Annotated in this window: 16 protein-coding genes; 10 read left to right on the top strand and 6 right to left on the bottom strand. The window is 34.5% G+C overall.

The features are described 5' to 3' along the window. Window positions 1-560: 560 nt before the first annotated feature. The 4 genes from HGP29_RS01625 (at window position 561) to HGP29_RS01610 (ending at window position 4,999) form a co-directional block, all read left to right on the top strand. A complete protein-coding gene (locus HGP29_RS01625; RefSeq protein ID WP_168880564.1) occupies window positions 561-1,811 on the top strand; it encodes a peptidoglycan DD-metalloendopeptidase family protein in 1,251 nt (416 codons plus the stop codon). A gap of 40 nt (window positions 1,812-1,851) precedes the next feature. Continuing rightward, entirely contained in the window at window positions 1,852-2,346 is a 495-nt protein-coding gene (locus HGP29_RS01620; RefSeq protein ID WP_168880563.1) for a GNAT family N-acetyltransferase, read from the top strand. 220 nt (window positions 2,347-2,566) lie between these two features. Next, window positions 2,567-4,462, top strand: coding sequence for a carbohydrate porin (locus HGP29_RS01615; protein WP_168880562.1), 1,896 nt, complete (start codon window positions 2,567-2,569; stop codon window positions 4,460-4,462). A gap of 75 nt (window positions 4,463-4,537) precedes the next feature. Next, on the top strand, window positions 4,538-4,999 hold the full coding sequence (locus tag HGP29_RS01610) for a hemerythrin domain-containing protein (RefSeq protein WP_168880561.1): 462 nt from the start codon (window positions 4,538-4,540) through the stop codon (window positions 4,997-4,999). A gap of 74 nt (window positions 5,000-5,073) precedes the next feature. On the opposite strand, the gene fabV is transcribed toward HGP29_RS01610, so the two are convergent. The 4 genes from fabV to HGP29_RS01590 all read right to left on the bottom strand — a co-directional run bounded on the left by fabV (window position 5,074) and on the right by HGP29_RS01590 (window position 10,136). Next, window positions 5,074-6,261 (bottom strand): enoyl-ACP reductase FabV, encoded by a 1,188-nt coding sequence (gene fabV, locus HGP29_RS01605; protein ID WP_168880560.1) that lies wholly within the window; start codon window positions 6,259-6,261, stop codon window positions 5,074-5,076. Window positions 6,262-6,493: 232 nt separating this feature from the next. Then, window positions 6,494-6,706, bottom strand: a complete 213-nt coding sequence (locus HGP29_RS01600) for a hypothetical protein (protein WP_168880559.1) — start codon at window positions 6,704-6,706, stop codon at window positions 6,494-6,496. A gap of 239 nt (window positions 6,707-6,945) precedes the next feature. Beyond that, window positions 6,946-9,171 (bottom strand): helix-turn-helix domain-containing protein, encoded by a 2,226-nt coding sequence (locus HGP29_RS01595; protein WP_168880558.1) that lies wholly within the window; start codon window positions 9,169-9,171, stop codon window positions 6,946-6,948. Between the two features lie 137 nt (window positions 9,172-9,308). Further along, window positions 9,309-10,136, bottom strand: coding sequence for a DUF2490 domain-containing protein (locus HGP29_RS01590; protein WP_168880557.1), 828 nt, complete (start codon window positions 10,134-10,136; stop codon window positions 9,309-9,311). 402 nt (window positions 10,137-10,538) lie between these two features. Between HGP29_RS01590 and HGP29_RS01585 the strand changes: the two genes are divergently transcribed. Next, the gene (locus tag HGP29_RS01585; protein WP_168880556.1) at window positions 10,539-16,613 is read left to right on the top strand and encodes an Ig-like domain-containing protein; all 6,075 of its coding nucleotides are present in this window, start codon (window positions 10,539-10,541) and stop codon (window positions 16,611-16,613) included. A gap of 85 nt (window positions 16,614-16,698) precedes the next feature. On the opposite strand, the gene HGP29_RS01580 is transcribed toward HGP29_RS01585, so the two are convergent. Next, entirely contained in the window at window positions 16,699-17,874 is a 1,176-nt protein-coding gene (locus tag HGP29_RS01580; protein WP_168880555.1) for a BamA/TamA family outer membrane protein, read from the bottom strand. Between the two features lie 293 nt (window positions 17,875-18,167). Between HGP29_RS01580 and HGP29_RS01575 the strand changes: the two genes are divergently transcribed. Further along, a complete protein-coding gene (locus HGP29_RS01575) occupies window positions 18,168-19,661 on the top strand; it encodes an SUMF1/EgtB/PvdO family nonheme iron enzyme (RefSeq protein WP_168880554.1) in 1,494 nt (497 codons plus the stop codon). Window positions 19,662-19,673: 12 nt separating this feature from the next. Beyond that, entirely contained in the window at window positions 19,674-20,465 is a 792-nt protein-coding gene (locus HGP29_RS01570) for a T9SS type A sorting domain-containing protein (protein ID WP_168880553.1), read from the top strand. A gap of 86 nt (window positions 20,466-20,551) precedes the next feature. Here the strand turns inward: HGP29_RS01570 and HGP29_RS01565 are convergent, their stop codons facing one another. Then, window positions 20,552-21,142 carry an SRPBCC family protein gene (locus HGP29_RS01565; protein ID WP_168880552.1) on the bottom strand — a complete coding sequence of 197 codons (591 nt, stop codon included), beginning with the start codon at window positions 21,140-21,142 and terminating at the stop codon, window positions 20,552-20,554. Window positions 21,143-21,368: 226 nt separating this feature from the next. Here HGP29_RS01565 and HGP29_RS01560 point away from each other — a divergent pair, with 226 nt between their 5' ends. The 3 genes from HGP29_RS01560 to HGP29_RS01550 all read left to right on the top strand — a co-directional run bounded on the left by HGP29_RS01560 (window position 21,369) and on the right by HGP29_RS01550 (window position 25,202). Then, window positions 21,369-21,926, top strand: coding sequence for an NAD(P)H-dependent oxidoreductase (locus HGP29_RS01560; RefSeq protein WP_168880551.1), 558 nt, complete (start codon window positions 21,369-21,371; stop codon window positions 21,924-21,926). An 896-nt stretch (window positions 21,927-22,822) separates the two neighbouring features. Next, complete coding sequence (locus HGP29_RS01555) at window positions 22,823-23,827, top strand: hypothetical protein (RefSeq protein ID WP_168880550.1); 1,005 nt, start codon at window positions 22,823-22,825, stop codon at window positions 23,825-23,827. 313 nt (window positions 23,828-24,140) lie between these two features. Next, complete coding sequence (locus tag HGP29_RS01550) at window positions 24,141-25,202, top strand: hypothetical protein (protein ID WP_168880549.1); 1,062 nt, start codon at window positions 24,141-24,143, stop codon at window positions 25,200-25,202. Window positions 25,203-25,403 lie beyond the last annotated feature (201 nt).

The following is a 25,403-nucleotide window of genomic DNA, read 5'->3' as shown; positions in this document are numbered from 1 at the left end:
TATATAAGTAGCGAAAGAAAAGTTTTAAAATTAAGTCCTGATTTTGAATAGGTTCAAGGAACTATCATGTAAGCGTTGAGTATAGTCTTACCATAAATGTAATTATTAATAAATAAGTATTTTTTATAAGTAGAAATGATAGATAGCTGAAATATATTACACTAATTCAAATTATTATATGTCGCTTTTATAAGTAGAAGTAGCAAAAATTTCAGGTTCAACAATTTCGTAATAATTGCAATTTATAAATATTAACTGACATAATTCTAATAAAGTTTAAATTTTTCAATGTCATTTAGCATCATGTAATAAAATAATGCAAATTAATCTTAAAATAGATCTATTTTTCAGATTTTCAATTAATTACAAAATTTAATAATTGGGTACACAGTTAATGTTTTCAGTAGTTCTTGAAAATAATTGGCGTTAAAGGTTGTGATAGTCTGTCAATTTTTAGGTGTTTAATTGTAGGGCAGGCATGTGGTTATTAGCTTTACAGATATATCAATAATATGCTAGAATGTAAACTCACATTTTAGCCTCCCGATTTAATTTTGATAATGAAGAATGTAATCAAGAGTTTCATTGCTGGCTTAATCACTTTTGGTGCGATGAGCTGTGAGACCTCAAATAATAATACTGAAGTAAATGACCAACTTACTACCGACTCCATTTATGTAGAAGTGGATACTTCAGAATATCTCTATAATATTAATATCGATACCCTTGTTGTTAAAGAAGGTAAGATTAGAAGAAACCAGAATTTATCTGATGTCTTGACAAAGTATGATATTGATTATTCCACTATTTATAAACTTGCCAACAACTCAAAAGGTGTGTTTGATGTTCGAAGAATAAAATATGGGCAGAAATACACACTTCTTTTCGGCGCCGACTCTAACCGAGTAGATTACTTTATCTATGAGGAAGATGATATTAATTATGTTGTTTTCAATGTTAAGGACAGCTGTACAGTCTATAAAGGGGAAAAACCTGTTACACTTCAGAAGAAGGAAGTACATGGAGACATTACCTCGTCTTTATACCAAACATTAACAGATCAAAACGAGTCACCTTTACTAGTCAACTTATTGTCAGATGTCTTCGCATGGCAAATTGACTTCTTCCATATTCAAAAAGGAGATGGTTTTAAAGTCATTTTCTTTGAAAAAGTGGTGGAAGATTCTGTTGTAGGTATAGACCATATTGAAGCTGCAATGTTTCGACATCTTGGAAAGGATTATTATGCTTTTGATTACGAATACAATGGCAAACAAGAATATTTTGATGAATTTGGTAATAGCTTAAGGAAAGAATTTTTAAAAGCACCCTTACATTTTTCAAGAATATCTTCTTCTTTTTCTCGACGTCGTTATCACCCTGTTCAGAAAAGATACAAAGCCCACTTAGGAACTGATTATGCCGCCCCAATTGGTACACCGATTCATGCTGTTGGAGATGGTGAAATTATAGCGGCTACTTATTCTAAGTACAATGGCAACTATGTAAAAATCCGTCATAATAGTGTGTACACTACACAATACCTTCATATGAATAAAATCAAGAAAGGTATCCGTAGAGGTGTGCGAGTGACTCAAGGTGACGTAATTGGTTATGTAGGAAAAACTGGTCTTGCTTCAGGCCCTCATTTATGTTATCGTTTCTGGAAAAATGGTAAACAAGTGGATTCAAGAAAACAAGAGTTACCATCATCAGAACCATTGCCTGATTCTCTTATTACTTCTTATCAAGAGCAAATTATGCCATTGAAATTAGAATTAGATAAAGTGGATCTTATTATGAGCAAATAATATCAATACCTACTACTATTCAAATTAAACCTAAAAAGCAGTGATACAAAACTTATCTTCCCAACACCTTAATGCTGTTATGGAATTAATTCAGAATGTTATTTCTAAAATGAGAAGCATGGGTATTGATCAATGGGATGAGCAATATCCAACAGAAAAAGATATTCTTTCTGATCTGGAAAGTAGTAACGCCTATGGTTACTTTGAAGATAATGAATTAGCAGGTTACGTCATTTTTAATCAAGAGTTTGATATCGAGTACAATGATATCCAGTGGTTAAACACTACTAATAAGTTTTTAGTCATGCACCGCTTATCTGTTGACCCCAAATTCCAAGGGAAAGGAATAGCCAAGAAAATCACAGCTTATGGTGAACAACTTGCTACTAAAAATGGACTCACTTCACTCCGATTCGATGCCTTTATCGGAAACCCCATTTCTAATAGGATGTATGAGAAAATAGGATATCAAAAACTTGGTGAAGTAACCTTTAGAAAAGGTGTGTTTAACTGTTATGAAAAAATACTTCCGTAAAAAAACACCTACCTTCTCTCTCCAGATCAAATACAGTTAACAAAGTAGAATTAATTTATTTTGTTTGATATTAATCATTATTTTTGATATCCGAATACTGATTTGTGATTTGTATATTATACTTGATTTTAAGAAAAGACTAACTACGATTTTTATTGAAGACTACTTTAATAAATATCTTATTATCAGCTATATTATACTATGATTGATAGAGATTAACATGTTACTGCTCATACAAAACTATTTTTCAAAAACTATCCGTTATAATATCTCCCTATGGGTATTATTTATTATTTACTTCAGTTGTAATATACCTGAAGCAAATGCTCAATGGTTTAATGCCAATACCAATAAGAGTACAGAAGTATATCTATTACCTTCCGTAAAATCTGATGTTCTAACCATTGTTGATTCTGCACAATTTCTTCTTGTTTTTGATATGGAACACAAGGACAAGTTTATTAAGGTATGGGATATAGAATCTGATCAGAAAGGCTATGCATTAATCGAAGACATTACGATTAATAATTTATTGGAGGCTGAAAATATAATCAAGAATATACATTCGACACATGCCAACCATGATAGTGCCTTTATATATATAAGGAATACAACAATAGACAGTATGATGGTTCAATTGGGCAAAGACACCGTTAACCTTGCTCCAGATGAAATGAAAAATATCACTTTAGATGAAGGAGAATATTTATACTGGGCCATTCAGAAAGAAACTATCCCCGACTATGGATACATATATATTCCAGACAGCAGCGATTTAATGCTACAAGTAGGTCAAGAATTTAATGAAAATAAAATGCTTGAAATGGAATTAGATTTAATGGACCTTAAAGATGATCCTGAGTTTACAATGTACAAGAGAAGCTTTCTTGATACCGTTCAAGTGTCAAAAAGAATAAATATCCAAAATACAAAATCCGGCTACGATAGAATACAAATGACAGGAGGTTCTAAATCTGTTGATGCTGACCTTCTAAATGATGACATGAAAAAAGATGCTTGGGTAAATGTAAAGCCCATGGATAAACCTTTAGACACTTATTATGATTTCAAAAGATACATTCAACTAAAGTATAATGTAGCAATAGGAATGGATTATATGTTTTTAGGACAGCATTCTTCATATGTAAAATCTGGTTCACCCAATGCGGCAAGTGGAATATATCGCTTTTTTGGTACATGGGAACCTGTTAATACCAAAGACACCCAAGGAGGTTTAATCTTTAAGATTGAAAATAGACATAGCTTAACACCTACTGCTCCAAGACATTTAGGATATGAATCAGGGTCTGCACTAAGTACAGCAAGTTTTAAAGATATGGGTTGGGGATTAACCAACTTATATTGGAGGCAATCTTTCAAGAATAATAAATATGGATTTGTTTTAGGTATCATGGATCCAGGAGATTTTATTGATCTTTTTCCATTGTTGAACCCTTACAAATGTTTTCTGAGTGAAGCTTTTTTTAATAACCCTGCAATGGCGATTCCCAACCAAGGAATTGGTGGTGCATTTCTAGCAAAAGACCTTATTAAAAACACTTATGTTGCCGGAGGTTTCCATGATGCTAATGGAGAACCAACCAACTTTATCAGTAATAGTTTTAAATCTTTTGCCAAAGGAGAATATTTATATTGGGTTGAATTAGGTTGGAATACCCATACTCCATTTCTAAATGGAGAGAATATCCATGTTACGTATTGGTATCAAGATGCAAGAACTGATAGCGAAGGTAATTTGATCTCGAATGAAAGTCAGGGGATTTGTTTTTCCGCTTCTACTTCTATTCATAAAACAACTCTATTTTCAAGATTAGCCTACTCACAAGGAGATGGAGCACTCATGCGATATATGGTCATGGCCGGTTGCTCTTATAATATTGTAAAAGATGATCAAATTGGAATTGGAGTAGATCTTGGAGCACCTGTAGATCCTGAAATTGATGAAAGCCAATTAGGTATAGAACTTTACTACAATATGCAACTTACTGAACATGTCAATATTTCTCCAGATGTTCAAGTATATATCAACCCTGTATACAATCAAGAGAAAAATGCAGTCGCCATCTTTTCTTTTAGACTGAGGTATGCATTGTAAAAGTTATTGATCATAACTTCTTGAGATTTCGATTTAGAATCGGTAAATTATAGTAAACCCTACCCAATAAAGTATATGAAAAGAAACGAAAACCTTATTCCATTATCTCATGAGCATCATCATGGACTTGTGTTTTGCCATCGTCTAAAGAAACTTAATCATACAGATCAGCTCACTGCTGTTCGGTACATCAATGATTATTATGAAAACCACCTTCGAAATCATTTTACAGAAGAAGAAAATACGCTAGCCTATTTAATTAATGATGAGAAGATCAAACGTAGATTTTTAAACGATCATAATATCATTAGTAACATTATCACGAACATTAATATTACGCCTTCTGATGTTATAGAACAAGGGTTAGCTCTCAGTCAGATCATCAATAATCACATTCGATTTGAGGAGCGGATCCTATTTCCTTGGCTAGAAGAAAATCTATCTGACAAGGAATTGTTCGGCATTGGAAATGACCTCAATGTAGAAGTAACAGAAATAGAAGGACATGCCTTTGAACCTGAATTCTGGGAGAATTAAATCAAGCTATAAAATAAAAAAAGCCAACCCGATGTTATTCGAGTTGGCTTGTATTCTTTAAAAGAATATATGTTTTATGCTAACGAAGGAATTTCAACTACTTCATTAACGTCTGCATCATAATCAACACCATCCACTTTGAAACCGAATAAGTTGAAGAAGTCATCAGAGTAACCTTTCAAATCACCAATTTCTGATAAGTTTTCAGTTGTAGCGATTGCCCAAAGCTCATCAACTTTCGCTTGAACATCGTCACGCATTTCCCAATCGTCAATTCTGATTCTACCTTTCTCGTCCAATTTCATATCGCCTGAATAGATTCTGTCTGCATATAAACGTTGGATTTGCTCGATACAACCTTCATGAATACCATCCGCTTTCATGATTTTGTACAATAAAGAAATGTACAATGGAATTACAGGAATAGCTGATGACGCTTGAGTCACTAAGGCCTTGTTTACAGAAACAACTGCTTTACCACCCATATCTGCTAACTTCTCAGTGATCTTATGAGCTGTTGCTTCTAAGTGATCTTTTGCAGCACCGATAGTACCTTTTCTGTATACTGGCTCAGTTAATTTTGGTCCGATATAAGAGTAAGCATAAGTTTCAGCTCCTTCTGCTAAAACACCTGCTTCTCTCATTGCATCGATCCACATTTCCCAATCTTCACCACCCATTACTTCAACAGTATTAGCGATATCATCTTCTGTTGCTGGTTGGATTGATACTTCAGAAACGTTACCTGTATGGAAGTCTACAGTTTTGTTTGAGAAAACATCACCGATTGGCTTCAATACTGATTTATGTCTTTTTCCTGTGTTAGGATTAGTTCTTACTGGAGATGCTAAAGAGTAGATTACTAAGTCAACTTGACCTAAATCTTCTTTGATCATATCAATAGTTTGTTGCTTGATCTCATTAGAGAAAGCGTCACCATTGATAGATTTAGCATATAAACCTGCTTCATGAGCATGCTTTTCAAACGCTGCACTGTTGTACCAACCTGGAGAAGCTGGACGACCTGCTGAAGGTGCTTTTTCTAAAAATACACCAATAGTAGATGCTCCACATCCGAATGCACTTGTAATTCTTGATGCTAAGCCAAAACCTGTAGAAGCGCCGATTACTAATACTTTCTTAGCACCATCAATTGCTCCTTTAGATTTTACATATTCAATCTGATTGATCACATTTTGCTCACATCCTGTTGGGTGTGCTGTCAAGCAGATAAAACCTCTAGTTTTAGGTTCGATAATCATCTCTAATACTTATTTATGTCTCGTTGTTGTTTGTTCACCAAGACGTTTTAAATAAATGGTTATGTCTTTTAAGACGGACAAAGGTAAAAAAAAGAGTAAGAAGTAAGAAGTAAGTAAGAAGAAGTTGTAATTTTTTTATTGACTTTTAGGAATTTATCGAGCCTATATAAAAGTATAAAACAAAAAAAATCCCGATGTTTTATCACACCGAGATTCCTTTCTGTTGTTGCTCTTATTCCTTGTGGAATGCATGTTTTCTCACAGCCAGACTATCTTTTAAATTCTCTTTTTGATGTTCCAATTTGTACATCATCATCATAATTTTTTGATGAATTTTCGTCACAATGTAATAAGGTGTATACATCAAATAAGCCATTGTCTTGTAAATAACTCTTCTTAGTTTCCATAAAAGAAACAGTAGAGTGATAGCAATTAAAATATCCATGATGTCAATGATGTTTTAGTTGTAATAATAATGTCCGTCTTTCGTAGTCATATATTCAATTAACGAAGAATTTTAATAATAAACTGTAAAACAACCTTAAAAAGTGTACAATTAACTATTATTTATCAAAATTGATCGAAAATCAAATGTTTGTGAACTAAAATTAGAACAACAAAATCTAATTTAGATCCTATTAATTATCTGATTAATAAGATAAAAAACATCATTATTAAAGGCTATTACATCACTTCCATTGCTGCAATTACGTACTTTATTTGTGCAAAAGATGCCTTTGCTCCCACTTCTTCTTTGATCGCTTTTAACGATTTACTTCTCGTTTTTTCCAACGCGTTTTCTATAACTCTTTGGGTTTTAGAAGGAACTAATTCTTTTAATTGAATTCTCCCTTGTGCAATATTTTTTGCAAGATGTGTCTCAACAGTCCCAACGGTTTTCCCCATTTCCCTTGCAATTGCTTTTTCATCATTTCCCTTCCTAAATAAAATATATGTTTCTACATGAGGAGAGAACTTCTTTTTTTCTTTTTTCTCAGGTTTTGGAGCTAATTGAACAGGCTCATCTTTCTTTTCAGAGATCTCAAAACTAGGTTTCCCTATACCATTTTTCTTTAAATCTGCTTTATCAATATAGGATTTCACTAACCTTTCTGCTCGAATCATTTTCTGAGCAACATTATAGATATAAGAAGCCACTTCTTTCACTTCATTACTGTAAGCCATTACACCTCTTGCTGTTTTAAGCTTATCCCAATGTGCTTGAACGTTTTTATGATGTTCCTTTAAAACTTTATCAAAATACCCTTGTGCCTTAAGTGTTCTTTCATGCAAGAAGTTTATATACCCATCGTTCTCTTCAGTAATAATTTGATGAACTTGCCTTCTAAACCCATCGCCTACTTTTCTTAATTCACGAATTTTTTCTAATAGTTTCTTTGCCCAAGGTTTATAAGTCTGCTTGGAAGAAAGGTTCTCCAACTTATCATAGGTAGACAAGTGTTCTTCTAAATGCTCAATCAAAAAGCTAAGATTAAAGGCTGATTGCAAAGTATCATAGATAAATCGATGCGCTTCCAGTTTTAAGTGAGGAGTCAATTCTTCAATAGACTGACTGGATTGTGTAAAATGACTTAGCGATTGATCTATTGGAATACCTCTTTCATTAATTGGAGAAGATAATACCAACCCATCCAAAGAAGTTAATCTTGATAAAGCCACATACACTTGTCCTGATGCAAATGCTCTATTTACATCCACAATAGCTTTATCGAATGTTAAACCTTGACTCTTATGTACAGTAATGGCCCAAGCTAATTTCAGTGGGTATTGTATAAACCTACCAATTAATTGTTCTTCAACTTCATTGGTTTCCTTATTTAATACATACTTCTTGTTCTCCCATTCATAATCCTCAACTTTAAACTCTGGGGTCCCATCATCAAACTTTACCCATACATCTTTAGAAGTACATTTCGTTATCTTTCCAATCTTACCGTTAAAGTACTTGTTCTCTCCTGAATAGTCGTTTTTAATAAACATAACCTGTGCCCCTTCCTTTAGCTTCAAATTTTCAGCATTAGGGTATTGACTTTCGGGAAACTCTCCTTCAACATCTGCAGAATAGGTAAATGTGGTACTCTTTAATTCAGTCAACCATTTCTGGTTTTTCTCGTCAGCTACCTTATTATGTGTTGTAAGATGAATGTACCCATCACCTTCTGTTTGTTCAAAGTCGGGGTCATAATGAGAGTTGAGCACTTTCACATCGTTGGAAGTTACTTTATTCTCTCTAAAATGGTTCAATATATTAACAAAAGTAGGGTCAGATTGTCGATATACTTTCTGAAGCTCAATATGGATGGGTGGATGCTGTCTTAATACTATTGAATTAAAGAAATAACCATTTTGATAGTAATTCCTTAAATACATCCATTCATCGTTCTTAATTACCGGAGGCAACTGTAACATATCTCCAATAAATAATACTTGAATACCACCAAAGGGAAGATCTTTTCGGATACGGACATGTCGCAAGATTTTATCGATAGCATCCAACATATCTGCTCTCAGCATACTTACCTCATCAATCACCAATAACTCCATAGACTTCAGCAAAGCCCTTTTCTTTGAAGTCATTTTAAAACCCTTAAAGATCGATTTTGGGGTATTAATATGTGCTACAGTGGTAACATTGTCATTGAATTCAAAATTCTCATCCGGTATATATGCACCAAATGGTAATTGAAACAAGGAATGTACGGTTACCCCTCCAGCATTAATTGCAGCAATACCTGTTGGGGCAGCCACAAGAACATTTTTATGTGTATTTTCTCTAATTGATTTTAGTAAGGTAGTTTTACCTGTTCCTGCTTTTCCTGTTAAGAATACATTGCAATTGGTTGTGTTGATATAGCGAGAAACTAGTTCAGGTAATGAATATTCTTCCATGAATCGTTTGCTGTTTTTAAAATGAGATTAAAACGATAACTTTTCACAAGTTGAGAAAAAATGATGAAATATTAAACACAAGCATCCTGTTTTCCACCTCTTTATTGTGAAATATTTAAACTATCATCAGAGATCGATTACTTTCGTTTATCAATCAACCTTGTCACTTGAAACTGATAGGCAAAGTCTGATACCTTATATTGATCTTGTGGACCTGATCTTGAATATTGCCAATTTGCCATAAAAGAACCATTCCACCTATCATTGAACTTCTTTCCTATCCCAACACCAATTTTTGCTACATTATGAAAGACCTCTGGGATATTATCCTTTATAGGATAGAAGTATTCTGCAACAAATGGCACATACCAATCCAAGTCATTCTTGAAACACTTTACACTACCAGCAACTTTCATTCTTAATCGAAAGTCGTAATTGTATGTTTTGTTATCCATTAACCAAGATAACCTTTGTTCAATTTTAGTTTGGATACCAATATTTATACGTTCCCTCTTTACTACCTTATATACGATAGCTTGCCAAGGCCTTAATTCGAAGCGATTATCTATATCTTGGTTAAAGTGATAATAAAAAGCTACCCCTCCTTTTAGATCAAAACGATTACTTAATTGGTAATTAACAGAAGTCTCGTGGTAGATCTTGTTCCAATAGTTATCCAAAAAGATCGTTTCATAACCAAAATCAAACAAATAGTTAAAGCGATCATTCTTCTGCACCTTGATATAGAAATCCATCCATAATTGTTGATTAACTACGTCTTTGTTCACTGGGGATTTCTCTTGTGAATAACTTAATGTAGCAGCAAATAAAACAAAGCAAATACTAAGAAGTAACTTCTTAAAAATTATCATGACAATGAATGGATTAATATCTCTTTTTAGTGGCGCGAAGTTATAAAAAATTCGATAGATATTCTGATCAGTTAATGATTGATTCTCTTCCATAATGAACTACACTTAACTGTATTTTTGACACTTTTGTGATTTTCAATAAGTAACATTTTGTGATTTTACTCAATATTCAATGTTAAATATCTTTTTTTTAAATGATTTACAGTTATTTAAACATATTTACAAAACCAATCAAAATAACTAACAATCAGATACTTAAATGTATTTTTTTTAAGTGATAACCCCTGTAACCCCCTCATTTTCAAGTTCCAATTACATCTTTTATGTTTGTTTTGATCAAACTCACAAAAACTGATTTACGAAATCGTATTTAATGAACTGAAATGATGTATTACTAACTTTTTTTTGTGCACAGAATATTGAAGTACATACTCAATTCACTAACATATTTTACCTCTCGTCCAGGGGTAATGACTATTACACAAAAACCGTCTTATGAAATTTAAAATTACGTCTCATTCGGCTATAATAATAGCCTTATTGACTCTTTCTCTTCATATCACCGGATACGCACAAATAACCAACATTGGAAGTGGTAGTTATACTACTTCCTATCCAGGAACTGATGCAGCGGGGAGAAACAGCTACCCTACGGGCACACCTCAACTAAGCGGAAACGCAGTTGATAAACCCGTACCAACTAATGATTGGTGGTCCACTTTAATACAAAGTGATCACGCTTCTAACTTATTCAATTATCCAATTTCTATGAAAACCACCAACGAGGGTTTAGTGATGAGCTATATCTCTTGGGGTGTGTTTGATGATTTACTTCCAATCGTTGTAGGAGTTGACGGACTTTCAGCATCTCAGGCTACAGTTGCAGACCATAGTGATTGGACTGTAACTATAGACTGGAATGATGGTTCGCACCACCTACAAGCTACATCTGGTATAGGTATGCCCTTCGTCTATTTCTCAAAAGGCGATGATGATGTAGCAACAATTACTATCAACCACGGAACAGTAACTGTTTCTGATGAAATGATCATGGTACAAGATGCTAGAGAAGGTGCTGATTTTGTAATCTATGCGCCTACTGGTAGTACTTGGACTCAAGATGGCAGTACTTACTCATCATCTTTAAATGGTCAAAATTACTGGTCAGCAGTAATGCTACCACAGTCTACTTCTGACGTTGCTACTACTGCAGCTGATTTCCAAAAATATGCTTATGTATTCCCTACAAATACTACTGTAGCATGGGATTACGATGCTTCTGCTTCTACACTGACGACAGATTTTACTGTTACTACAGAAGTTAAAGAAGGCGATGATACAAATATGCTTTTAGGATTACTTCCACACCAATGGGCTAATCTTTCAGATGCATCAACAACGCCAGGTTCTATCGCTTACACTACAGTAAGAGGTGAATTAAAAATGATTGAAGGTAATACTTTCCAAGTTGAAAATACATTTAGAGGTATCCTTCCAACATTACCGTATGTCAACAACAACAGTGAATCTTTTGATGTATCAGCATTATTGTCAAAAGTGAAATCTTTAGAAAATGAAGGTTTATCAGACTGGACAGATTCTTACAATGAAGGACAAGCAATGAACCGTTTGATCCAAAATGCAAGAATAGCTGACTTAATGGGCGAAACTGAAGTAAGAGATAACATCATCACTACTATTAAGACAAGATTAGAAGATTGGTTAACTGCAGAAAGTGGTGAGGTAGCATTCTTATTCTACTACAACACAGACTGGAGTGCTATGTTGGGTTACCCTGCCGGCCATGGTCAAGATTCAAATTTAAATGACCACCACTTCCACTGGGGTTACTTTATCCATGCCGCAGCATTTTTAGAGCAATACGAGCCAGGATGGGCAGATCAATATGGTGATATGATCGACTTATTGGTTAGAGACGCTTCTTCTCCAAACAGAGACGACGAGTTATTTCCATTCCTAAGAAACTTTAGTCCATACGCAGGACACTGTTGGGCAAATGGTTTTGCTTCTTTCCCTCAAGGAAATGATCAAGAATCTACGTCAGAAAGTATGCAGTTCCACTCTTCATTAATTCACTGGGGATCGGTTACTGGCAACGATGAAATTAGAGATCTAGGAATCTATTTATATACAACAGAACAAACGGCTGTCGAAGAATATTGGTTCGATATGAACGAGCGTAACTTTAAAGATGATCAGGCTTATAGCTTAGTATCAAGAGTTTGGAGTAATAGCTACGACAATGGAACATTCTGGACAGCAGACATTGCAGCATCATATAATATTGAACTTTACCCTCTTCATGGAGGCGCACTGTATTTGGGACACAACACCGCTTATGTCGATAAATTATGGAATGAAATGACCCAGAATACTGATGTGCTAAATAATGTAGAGAACCCAAATCTATGGTACGATGTGATGTGGGGCTACTTATCTTTCTCTGATCCAAGTAAAGCATTAGAGTTATACAACGACTATCCAAACAGACCATTAAAATTTGGTGTATCTGATTCACACACCTACTATTGGTTACACAGTATGAATGCTCTTGGTCAGATTGATGTTTCTGTTACTGCAGACCATCCTATGGCTGTTACTTTTAACAATGATGGAGAAAAAACATACGTTGCTCACAACTATGGTACTTCAGAAATCACAGTAACTTTCTCTGATGGCTATGAACTAGCAGTAGCTGCTGGCCAAACAGTAACAAACAAAGATGTTGAAATTGAGAGTTTATTGGAAACTAGCTTCGAACAAGCTGCAGTCAATGGCTCAATCGATCTTACATTAACTGTTGAGGAAGTAACTCCTACGAAAGTTGAATTTTTCGACAATGGTAATCTTCTTGGTGAACTAACTACTGCTCCATTTACTTTTTCTGCTACTCAACTTTCAGCAGGTGAGCATCGTTTTTATGCAAAAATCCATACTGATGAAGCTGTAGATGTTTCTAACATCATTACAGTTGTTGCAGGTCTTCAAGTTCCTTTTAACAACGAAATCAATGTAATTCCAGGTACTATAGATGCTGGTAACTTTGACCAGTTCGAAGGTGGCCTTGGCCAAGGTATTACTTACTTTGATGTTTCTGCCTATAACGAAGGAAACTACAGAGAAGATGAGTATATCGATAATGTTGCAGACGAAGCGGAAGGAGCTACAGTTGGATGGACAGCTGGTGGCGAATGGATGGAATATACTGTAAATGTTGAAACTGCAGGTGTGTATGATTTCACTTACAGATATGCAAGTGCAAATGGAAATGGCGGTGGACCTTTCTACTTATCAATTGATGATGAAAAAGTTTCTGAAGACATTGAAGTAGCTACAACAGGAGGTTGGGGTACTTGGGCTTCGGCAACAGTAAACAATATAGAACTTACTCAAGGACAACATATCCTTAGAGTGTCTTTCCTAGGTGGTGAATTTAACTTAGGTAGAATGACTTTCGGTCGTACTGGAGACCTTTCTTATGATGTTCCTGTAGCTGATGCAGGTGAAGACCAAGTGGTAGATATCTCTGCAGGTAGCTTCAGCTTAGATGGTTCTAACAGTTCAGACCCAGGAAACAACTCATTGACTTATGCATGGACTCAAGTATATGGTGCTAGTGTTATTGAATTTGAAGGTGAAACAACATCTACTCCTACTTTAGGCAACTTAGTAGAAGGTGAGTACCTTGTTCAACTAACAGTAGACAATGGTGAGTATTCAAACAGCGATGTGATTAAATTAATTGTTACTGCTGACGGTAAAATTGCTCCAACAGTACAATTAACTGCTCCGAAAGATGGAGATATGGTTTTTGTTAATTCTTCAATCATGCTAGCTGCAGAAGCTTCTGATATTGATGGAGATGTTAGTTCTGTAGAATTCTTTGTAGATAATGAATCTGTAGGGTCTGTAACTGATCCTTTTGAATTATCATGGACTCCAACGGAAGCAAAAGATTACACTATCTATGCTGTAGCAACAGATAATGATGCTAAAACAAGTACAAGTAAAACATTCACAATTACAGCACAAGAAGCACCTTCTTGCTCTGGAACAAGTGATAATGGCGATTATGATTTTGAATTATCAGACGCTAGTGAAAACCCTACGCTAACATTTATTCCTAATCAATCAGGAATGGGTTCACCAACTTGTATTTTGTTCCTTTCTATCAACGGCGGTGGATATGGTGGTTACAATGCTACGCCAAATGAGCCATTCCAAATTACAGCTGCTAATGGAAGCGAAATCTCATTCTATTATACTTACTCACACCCTGAAGGTGGAGAAAGAAATACATCAGCTACACCGAATACCTTCGTTGTTGGAAGCTGTGTCAGCGAGCCTGTAGACACTACAATTCCAACAATCGAAATTGTTACACCAAATCATGGAGCCTCATACAAAGAGGGAACTAATATTTCAATTTCAGTTACAGCTGCTGATACTGACGGTTCAGTAGCACAAGTCGAATTCTTTGTAGGTGAAAGTTCTATTGGAACAGACACTGAGGCTCCTTATTCTATCAATTGGAGTGTTGTTAAAGGTAAGAGTGTAATCACTGCAGTGGTTACAGATAATGATAACAAAACAGCAACTTCAAAAGAAATAGAAGTAACAGGTACATCAGCCAACTCATGTTATGAAGCAGAAATGGCAAATGGTCACTTCAGTTATTCATTCTCTGGTGAAGCTGAAAATCCAACACTGACGTTCATTCCATTAATTGATGGAATGGGTGATAATGTATTGATCTTATTCTACAAAACTGGTGATGGTGCATACCCTGGTTACAATGCTAAGCCAAACGAGCCATTCCAATTAAATGCTCCTGCTGGAAGTGAAGTATCTTTCTATTACACTTACTCTCACCCAGAAGGTGGTGAAAGAAATACAATTGAAGATATTCAAACATTTACTGTAGGAAGCTGTGGAGATGATGACGAAGGCGATGAACCAACATTAAAGGTTGCAGGTGTAGATAAAGATAAAAGCTATGTGATTGGTCAAGATATTACGCTAACAGCTGAGGTACTAAATGGTAGTACTACAGTTACATCAGTAGAATATTTTGTCAATAACAATAGTGTAGGTAGTGTTTCTGCTGCTCCATATACTTTAAAATGGACTTCTGATGTTAGTGGCGATGTCACTTTCAAAGCAACAGCAACATTTGATGATGCTACCACAGTTACTTCTGAAGAAACAACTGTTTCTATTGGTAATATTACTCCATTTGGAGATACAGCGGCACAGATCCCTGGTACTATCGAGTCTGGTCATTACGATGTATTTGAATTCGGTAACGGACAAAACATCACTTACTTCGACTTGGTAGCTTACAACGAGGGTGATTATAGAAAAGATGAATTTGTAGATGTTGTGTATGGTGAAGATGAAGGGCCAACTATTGGTTGGACAGGTCCTGGTGAATGGTTAAGGTATACTGTAGAGGTTACTACATCAGGAATCTATTCCTTCTCATTCAGGTATGCATCCGATAACTCAGAAAGTAGAGGTCCATTCTACATTGAAGTAGACGGTACTAATATTTCGGGTAATATCTCTGTAGATGCTACAGGCGGATGGAATACTTGGCAAAGTAAAACTGTAGAGGGCTTATCACTTACGAAAGGGGAACATGTAATGAAAGTCTATTTTATTGATGGTGGTTTTAATTTAGGTAAAATGACTTTCGAACTTACAGAAGAAGTAAGTGATAATGCACCTACAGTTACTTTATCAACTACAGATGATCAATCTTCTTTTGAAATAAACAGTGAAGTTGCTTTCACTGCGACAGCAGAAGATGAAGATGGTACAGTAAGCAAAGTAGATTTCTACGTTAATGATGAACTACTTGCTACAGTTACTGAAGCTCCTTATACATTTAACTGGACAGGTGAAGCTGTTGGTGAATATACAGTAAAAGCGATAGCTACAGATAACGACGATCTTACAGGTACAACTCAAGCTGTTATTAATATCGTTGATAGCAGTGTTGGTGAAGAAGATAATATTGCACCAACAATTTCAGTAGCAACATCAGACGAAGTGACAACTTACACATTAGGAGCTACGGTTTCTTATACAATGGATGTAGCAGATACTGATGGTTCTATTGAGAAAGTTGAGGTATATGTAAACGATGAATTAGTAGAAACAATTACAGCTGCTCCATTCGAATTAGATTGGACACCTGATGCATCAGGTACTTATGAAGTTAAAGTAGTTGTAACAGACGATCAGGGAGCAACAGCATCTGCTTCGATCAGTATTATGATTGAGGAAGCTGAAGTAACAAGTCTAGAAGATGAGTTAGTAAAAGTTTCTTATTACCCGAACCCTGTTAGTGATATTCTTGTATTAGATCTTCCTGAACAAGATCAGAACATCAATATCATCAACATTGAAGGTAAATTAATCCGTCAATTATTGCATCAAGGCAATCATGTTGAAGTTGACTTCCAATCTTTAAAATCTGGTATCTACTTTATTCAGATTCAAGGGGAACAACAGTTTAGTCAAATCAAGGTGATTAAACAATAATTAATATTGGTACACATAGAAGACAATTATTTAAGGACAGACAGTAAAAAGGCTACTCCGTTTCGGAGTAGCCTTTCTGTTTTTATTAGAATGCTTCTCGTATACCAAAATACCAAACCATTCCATCTTTACCATAGGTAGTATCAAACCTTATATTAATACGTTCATAAGGTAATATTGCATACCTAATACCCAGTGCGACAACAGGTAAATGTTCTGTATCTGTAAAGTTATTGTAGTACCCAAATACTTTACCATCACCCACCATAGCAATGAACCCTAATTTATTATTTAATAAAGGCGAAGTATATCGATATTCTACCTCTACATTTAATGCATTTTTATCGGTATGTGTTCCCGACTGATATCCCCTTTGTACATCACCGTTTATTCTACCATAAATAGAAAAGTCTTGCTTTTGGACATCTCCTACTAATATGTTTCCATAAACTTTGGTAGCAATAATATGTCTATGATTTTTAGTTAGTGACCAGAAACCCATCATTTTGAAGTTATTACTAAAATAGGCATTGTTGTTTTGTCCTTCAGAGAAAAACTCTGTTCCCGTATAACTCATATAATATCCTTTATAAGGAAACTGAACATTGTCTCTAGTATCATAATCAAGTTTTAATGCTAAGCCATGGTTTACTGAAGCTCCGTTCATGTCGTTATTTTCCAACGCTTCGACAGCTTCTGGAGTATTACCTGTAAATCCAAAGCTTTTATACGTATACCCAAGTCCCATATACAAACTAGGTACTACTTTATGCATCGCATACGTTTCTAACTGCCTTACTTCTTGTGTAACATCTTGAACTGTTTTTTGGGAATAATCCAATTGTCCATTCTCATCTACTCCATATAGTGATAAATCTTTATTGAGGTTTCCATACCCTGCTCTAAGTTTCAATCTCCATGTATCCTCTTTTAAGTATAGTTCATTATTCATTCCTATTATATAAGAATTATTTGAAGTGTAAATTCCATAAAAAGCTGTAGTGGAAGCAGGAGATATCATGTCTCCTTTAGAGGGATAATAGGTGAGCATGGGAGCTAGAAACATACCATACTTAATAGAAGGATCATAAAAAGGACCTGGAATAACTTTGAACTTCACCCCTTTTCTTTCATTGGCATCGTTAAACTTTGTCATTTCTTTCTTCTGCTTTTCTCCTGTTTGGTCTTGTGCCCAAAGTTTTGTTGTGGATAAAGTTAGTATCAATAAAATAGCGATCAGATTAAATTTCTTAGTACTCATAGCGAATATTTTGTTTAAACTACAACATAATTAACGGTATGAGTTATAAATACTGGCATCAAATATTGATCAAACGTTATCAAATTACGACCACATTAACCAAATAGTTAATTCATGATTTATTACCGACAGCGATCAGAAGAGCAGAAAAGGTTTGTAATTGGTGCATTCATGGGTGACCATCTATCCAAAGGAATTCATTTACAAGTATTTAAACCAAAATAATTGCTACTTACATTCAACGAAAACACAACATTTTAACCAGCATTGCTAATTCAAACGATGAAATGAAGATGATCAACAAACCACTAATCTCTCACCTTAAAAAGGTAGTTTTTATCTCTTTTGGATGTCTGTTATTATCATTTGGTACTAAGGCGAATAATATATCAATTAGTAACATTAGTATCACATCTCAAGATATCGATGAGGAAACTGCCGTTATTGAATTTGATCTTTCTTGGTCTAACTCATGGAAAGTAGCCTTTGGACCTTCTAACTGGGATGCTGCATGGATTTTTGCAAAGTACAGAGAAAACGAAGGGGATTGGAAGCACTGTACATTAAGTTATGTGAATGGTACCGGAATTGCAGATGGGCATCAAGTACCTAGTAATGCCAACATTTCGTCTGCTTTGGATTTCACCGATATTGATAATTATTCTAATGGTGTTTTTCTATATTCTGCTAATGAATTAACACAAAGTAGTAACAATGCTAATTATAGTAATGTAGGGTTGAAATGGGATTACGGTTACAACGGAGTTGATATTAATAATGCTATAGAAATAAAGGTATTTGCCATTGAAATGGTCTATGTACCAGAAGGAACTTATGTGTTGGGTGCGAATTATAGTGGAGGAGAAAACTTCTTTACGAGTGTATTATCAATTGATGGAGAAAACAAATCATTTAGTCTAACTACTAAGAATGGTTTGACTGCTAATGTAAATGCAAGTTTTCCTAAAGGTTATCAAGCTTTTTACTGTATGAAATATGAGATTACTCAAGGACAGTATTGTGACTTTTTAAATACTTGTAGTTCTCCAAACAATAGATATAAATCATCATTTTCTGGCGACCGGTTCAGGTATAATTTAAGTATTACTGGTGATGATTATAGCAGTAGTAATCCGCATGTTGCTTGTAACTTTCTTTCATGGGCGGACATTGCTACTTACTTGGATTGGGCTGCTTTAAGGCCGATGACCGAAATGGAATATGAAAAAGCCTGTAGAGGTTTTGAAAGTACCAGCGTTATTGGAAACTTCCCTTGGGGAACTAGAGAACTAAAGGATGGTACTGCAGATGCTGAAGCCACAGACTATGTGCTAACAAGTACCGATGAAACTGAAACTGTAACAGATGCTACTTTTGATGCCACAAAAGGTAATGCCCTTTGTAGTTATACTTATGGGAATTTAGAAGGACCTATTAGAGTTGGAGCGTTTGCTGCACAGACAAATAATACGAGTAAAGCAACCGCCGGTGCATCCTATTTTGGCATTTTAGAATTAGCCGGAAATATTAAAGAGAGAGTCATAGATGCTATTACTGCTGGAGAAACCTTTGATGGTACTCATGGAGATGGAACGATTGGTTCTGGTGGATTATACATGGATCTTCCTTCATGGCCTGGTAGTACGGGTGATCCTGGAATTGGTAACCGTGGAGGTTCTTTCATTCAAAAAGACACAAAATTATTGACTACAGACCGTAGCGATATGGTCGTAGCAGAAAGTAGAATCAATGTTCATGGTGGACGAGGAGTAAGAACAGCACCTTAAAAAGTAAAAGCTATGAAATACAATATCATCTTTTTATATGCTCTTCTTTTGAGTTCATTTCAAAGTTTTTCTCAAGATATTTATTCTGGTGGTGATGGTAGTGGAAATGGCACTATTACTTACGAGGTAGACAATACCGTTTATTTGGGTAGTGGCAACCAAGAAAACAACGGTTCGCTTTTATATACCATTAACAATCAGATTTACTCCGGAGGATACGGTCATGGTGCTGAAGTAGGGATATATTCGGCAGAAGAATTAACCGATTTACCAATTACACTTGCTTCCTTTGAAGCTGAAATCACAGATGACAATATTGTGGTTTTACAATGGATTACTGCTTCTGAAATAAATAACGATCATTTTGTTATTGAAAAACAGAAGGCAGGATCTAAATCTTGGACTGAAGTAGGTACCGTATTGGGAGCAGGTCAATCTCAACATCAAATTAACTATACTCTAAGAGACACAAAACCATTATCCGGAAAATCATATTATCGATTGAGACAAGTCGACTTTGATGGTCAATCTTCTACTTATGGTCCCTTAGCCATTTTTAATCAAGAAGCTTCATCGAGAGTTTCTATCTATCCTAACCCAACACAAAACGTTTTAACAATTGAACAGGAAGGGATAGTCGCAAATCAAATTACATTTGTTGATTTGTCAGGAAAAATCGTCTCAAATTCAATACAGGTAGTCCAACAAAACGACTTCTTTGTACAATTGAATATCCACAACCTACATCCCGGTGTTTATCTTATTAAAATTGGGAAAAGTAATTATAGAATCATTAAGCAATAAAAAAGAAAACTAGTTGAACAACAACTAGTTTTCTTGATAAATTGGTATCCAGTAATATACCTAATTACTCGTATATTTATTCTCTCTTATTTTGACTGTTGCTGCTTTTTGATGTTTTTAAAGTTTTCAGCATTCACTTCTTCACCTGTAGTTACATAATGGTCTACTGCCAACATATAATCAGATAATTGTTTCTTAAATTTTCCTTTAGCAAGACTTCCCATAAAAGCAGGCTTCGTTCTATAGTCGAAAGTAAAAATCAGTTTACTCGTATTCTCATCTACTTTTTCCACTTTATATTCTGCAAAAGAGTATTCTGCATCTAATGGTAAAGTTCCACTATTGGTGATTTGTACTTTAAAGCTGTGTTGATCAGGGTTAAATTCTACTTGCTTCTCTTTAATGTATTTAGACCCATCCATATTCAGGTTACAAACCCTCTCAGCACCTTCACATCCATGAGTAGGGCTATCGTTTAAATAATCTGAACTTACAATTTTGGGGTGTGATTTATGAATTTCACCAAATTCTTCGCCTACAACTTTCCAAACACTTTCAACTGGAGCATTTATTATTCTTGATACTTCAACATGCTGTGTCTTTTTCTCTTGAGCAATAACTTGAATGGATAAAACTGTTAAGAAAAGAAAGGTTATAAATCTAAATTGAGTTTTCATGAGTGTTCTTTTTAGTAATGTTCTTTATTGAATTATTGACATTACAAAGGTGGGCGTTTCATGATTGATCTTTTGGGAGGATAAGCTCAAAGGTTAGGAAAATTGGTTCACACTTATTTAAAGTCATTATTGTACATTAATTCTATTGATACAACCTAAAGATTATGAGATCGTTATGTTAAGAAAGTGAAAATTCATTAAGACCTTTTATCAAAATCTACTTATCATGAAAAAAACTCTAGTTATTCTTGCTCACCCTAATTTTGAACATTCTATTGCTAACAAAAAGATTATTTCAGAATTAGAGAAAAATATTGAAAACATAGAAGTAAGAGATATTCACGCTTTATATCCAGATTATAAGATTGATGTTGAAGCAGAGCAAAAAGCCCTATTAGAGAGTGATAATGTAATTTTTCAATATCCATTTTATTGGTATAACATGCCTGCCATCTTAAAGAAGTGGTTTGATGATGTTTTTACCTATGGATTCGCTTATGGAGCGGGAGGTGATAAATTGAAAGGCAAAAATTTCCAATTAAGCTTTACAGTGGGAGCAAAAGAAGAAGCTTATTCTCCACTAGGTTCAAATCATTTTAAAGTAGACCGCTTTTTGATCCCTATGGAGCAAACTGCTTACCTTACTAAAATGGAATTTCAGAAACCAATGTATGCTTTTGGGTGTGTTTATGTTAAAGATGTTTACAACTCTCCTGAAGAAGTTGAAAAAAATGCTGCTGAATATTCAGTAAAACTTATAGAAAAAATATATTCTTATAAATAAATAATACGAACAAAACGTAGACAACTAATCATATAAAGCCGGCTTTTTAAGTCGGCTTTTTTGTATTTATAGAGATTACTCCTACAGTATCACAAGCTAAAAATAGTACAATAATTCACATTTGAATTTACAACAAGTGATTATTAAAATCAACCAATTAATTAATGAAATAGTACATGATTTACTTATACAATTCAACATAAAATTGTATAATTATTTCAATAATAAATTTAACAGTAACATTACACACTTCCGTTATCTATCTAAATTCTAAAGTATTGTTTTCAAAAATGTATCTGAAGTCCTACAAATTCTAAATTTAGTCACTTCATACGATTAAATATTTATAATGTACTAAATTACACTTTTACAAAAACATTGAAAAACAAGTGAATTAAGGTATAAAATCAACTTCTCACACCTCTACTTACGTTGAACTCTACAATTATTTCGTTAAACAAATATTAAATATTATTAACATTCAAAATTATTGTTTTTGAATTTTATTAAGGAATATTGTCATGTATCAAATTTATAGAAACACTAGATCTACCCAACTAAATTTTGATTCTTATTACCCAGAACTAGTTCTAAATTGTTAAATTATTTATTTCTTAATCAAATTTTAAAAGTAGAAAATTAGTCTTTACCTATTCATTATTTTGTCGTTGATTATCGACAACAGTTTTATTTATCGTACATGCTATCTTGAAATATGTCTATTTGTTATCAAATTGATCAATCTTTCTTGTAGGTAAATACCTACACAACATCTTTCTGTAACACTTTGCACATCTTTTGATTGACCATGTAGATAGTCAACCCCAAAAACAGATACAATCTGGATAAAAATTATCCTTTACCCTTTTATTCACAACTAATTCATTACGACTAAAATGAAAAAGCAAATTTTATTAGCAGTTGCATTTCTTGCAACAATGATGGTTTCTTGTTCTACAGAAGACACAGACACTCCTAGCCCAGCTGCGGAATCGGTAGATTTACAGGTAAATGTATCGAACAGTGCCTTATCAAATGCCAGAATCGCTGGTATTGAAAACTTAACATGGATTGATCAATCTCTAATAACAATGACCGTAAATGGTGCGGATTGGTCTAGTAATTGGACACCACCGTCATCAGATGGTAGTACAGGTGGTACTTTAGCAGATGTACCTTTTGGTGTGACAGATTTCGAAGCAACTTACATTGACCCAAGAAATCAAAACAACCAATGGAGAGCAATGGTAAAAGCAGATGATGGAAGTTCTGCTGAGGATGCAATGAATGAAGCAAGAGATTTACGAAATCCTTTTGTTGACTACATTGGAGAACAAAATCAAGAAGTTAACTCAACAACTGAGTTGGACGAATTTAGCATGGTAGCTCAACAAGGTAGAATTACAGTAGGTCTTGCATTAGAAGATCAAGGAGCTGGTGTTTTCTATGCATTAAGAGCTAATTTCCAAATGAAGAGAGCTGACGGAACAGTAATCTACAACCAAGGTGGATGGACTGATTATGCTTATGACCCAATGCGTTATGGCTGGGGTATTGACTTCTCAGACAGACAATTAGCAGATGGTACTTATATCTCTATTGATGTCTTAATTACAGAAGTAAGCTCAGTAGTTACACCTCAAGATCCAATTGATATCGTACCAGGAGGTATCGAGCATAGATTCCATTTTGATGGAGATCCTAACGCTGCATCTCCTTCATCACATGGTGGTATGAGATTATATGGATTAGACGCCTTAATGACAGAAAATGGTGTAGCTAAAGGTTTAGCGATCACATTCGATGAAAACTTCACTCCTACAATTACTACATTCACAGGTCTTACTTTCGACTTTGCTCCACTTACTGAGGAACAAACTGAAGTAATAGAGATCCAATAGAATAATAATATTTGTATTGCAATTTTAAATACACCAAAGGTTATTTCAATATGATAACCTTTGGTGTTATAAAAGTCAATGTTTATGATTCTTACCCAATTTTTACATGCCAAAGGATTGGGTTTTTATACAATTATCTTTACCTATATTTCAATTTTAGCCGGTAATCATCGGTTTCAAAATTTCTCATTTACATCATATATAATTATTCTTTACCCAAAACTAATCAAGAAGCAGAACATCAATTAAGATTTTAGCAATACATAAAAAATATTTTCTCTGTCTTTTCCACAACTAATTCAATTCGACTATTATGAAACAATCATTCTTAACATCTGCTGCAATTATTTTAATTGCAGCAGCATGTAATACACAAAATGATGATTCAGCTACTCCAACCCCAGCGGTTGAAACCACAAACCTTAAAGCATTTGTTGGAGCTGACGGTGTATCTAATGCCCGTATTACTAACGCGGTACCTACCAATCAATTTATTACTTACGATAATATTGTCATGCGCACTGGAGGTGATGTCAGTTCACTTTCTGCTTTCACAGGATGGACTGCCCCTGTAGATGAAAATGGATCAGGAACATTAACTGATGTTCCGTTTGGTAGTACATACTTCCAAGCCACATATGAAGAAGAAACTACCTATACTCCTGGTGATGGTTATGACGCCAAAGGTTTCAGGTCATTAAGACTTGATGTCACTAGTAATTTTGACATTATTGAAGAGATAGAAAATGCTAGAAATGCATTTAATCCATTAATTGACTACTCCTCACAACCTCAATACCATGATGTGAACTCCACTACAGAATTAGATGATTTTATTATGTCTCCTGATGGTGGACGTTTTACTTTTGGTTCTGTATTAGAAAATACCAATGAATTTTATGAGATGTTCCTAAACATCAAAATTTATGATGAAGATGATAATATGATTCAGGATAATACTGTTGTAGTCGACAAAGCTATTGTGGTAGATTACACAAATGCAGATGAGATCAAGGAAGGGTCATATATCGTTCTCACTCTAAAGATTAATGAAGTTAATCAAGCAGGAGAAGATATTAATTCATCAAATTCTGGTACGCCAGGTGAAGATGGCTTACAATATCAATGGATATTCTCTGGAGGACCAGAGTTTAATGTAAGTGGAATGATCGACGCCGGAGGAGAACAAGTTCCAATTGATGGAGGTTTCAATACCTGGGATATGGATGCATTACAAGTTACAAATGGTGTAGCAAAAGGGTTTGCTATTGTTATTGATGAGGCACTAACACCTGCTGTTAAAACTATGAGTGCAGATCTATTCAACTTTGAAGAATTAACTGAAGAGGACGAAGTGATAGAAATAGAAAATTAAGTTGTAACAGTAAGTAATAGTTTAACAATTAATGGTACCCGTAGCGAATTTTTCTCTACATGGTATATAGCAACCACTTTTTCATTTTATACATAGGTTTATTATTGTTTTTGTTTATCCAGAAATAGAGGTTACTGCTCAATGTTGAGTGTAACCTCTTTTCTTGTCCCTATTATTTTATTTGTAATACAAGATCTTTAG

The sequence above is a fragment of the Flammeovirga agarivorans genome, from assembly GCF_012641475.1.
GTDB classification, from domain to species: Bacteria; Bacteroidota; Bacteroidia; order Cytophagales; family Flammeovirgaceae; genus Flammeovirga; species Flammeovirga agarivorans.
Note: the sequence above shows the minus strand (reverse complement) of the source record. Positions and strands in the feature narration are given on the sequence as shown.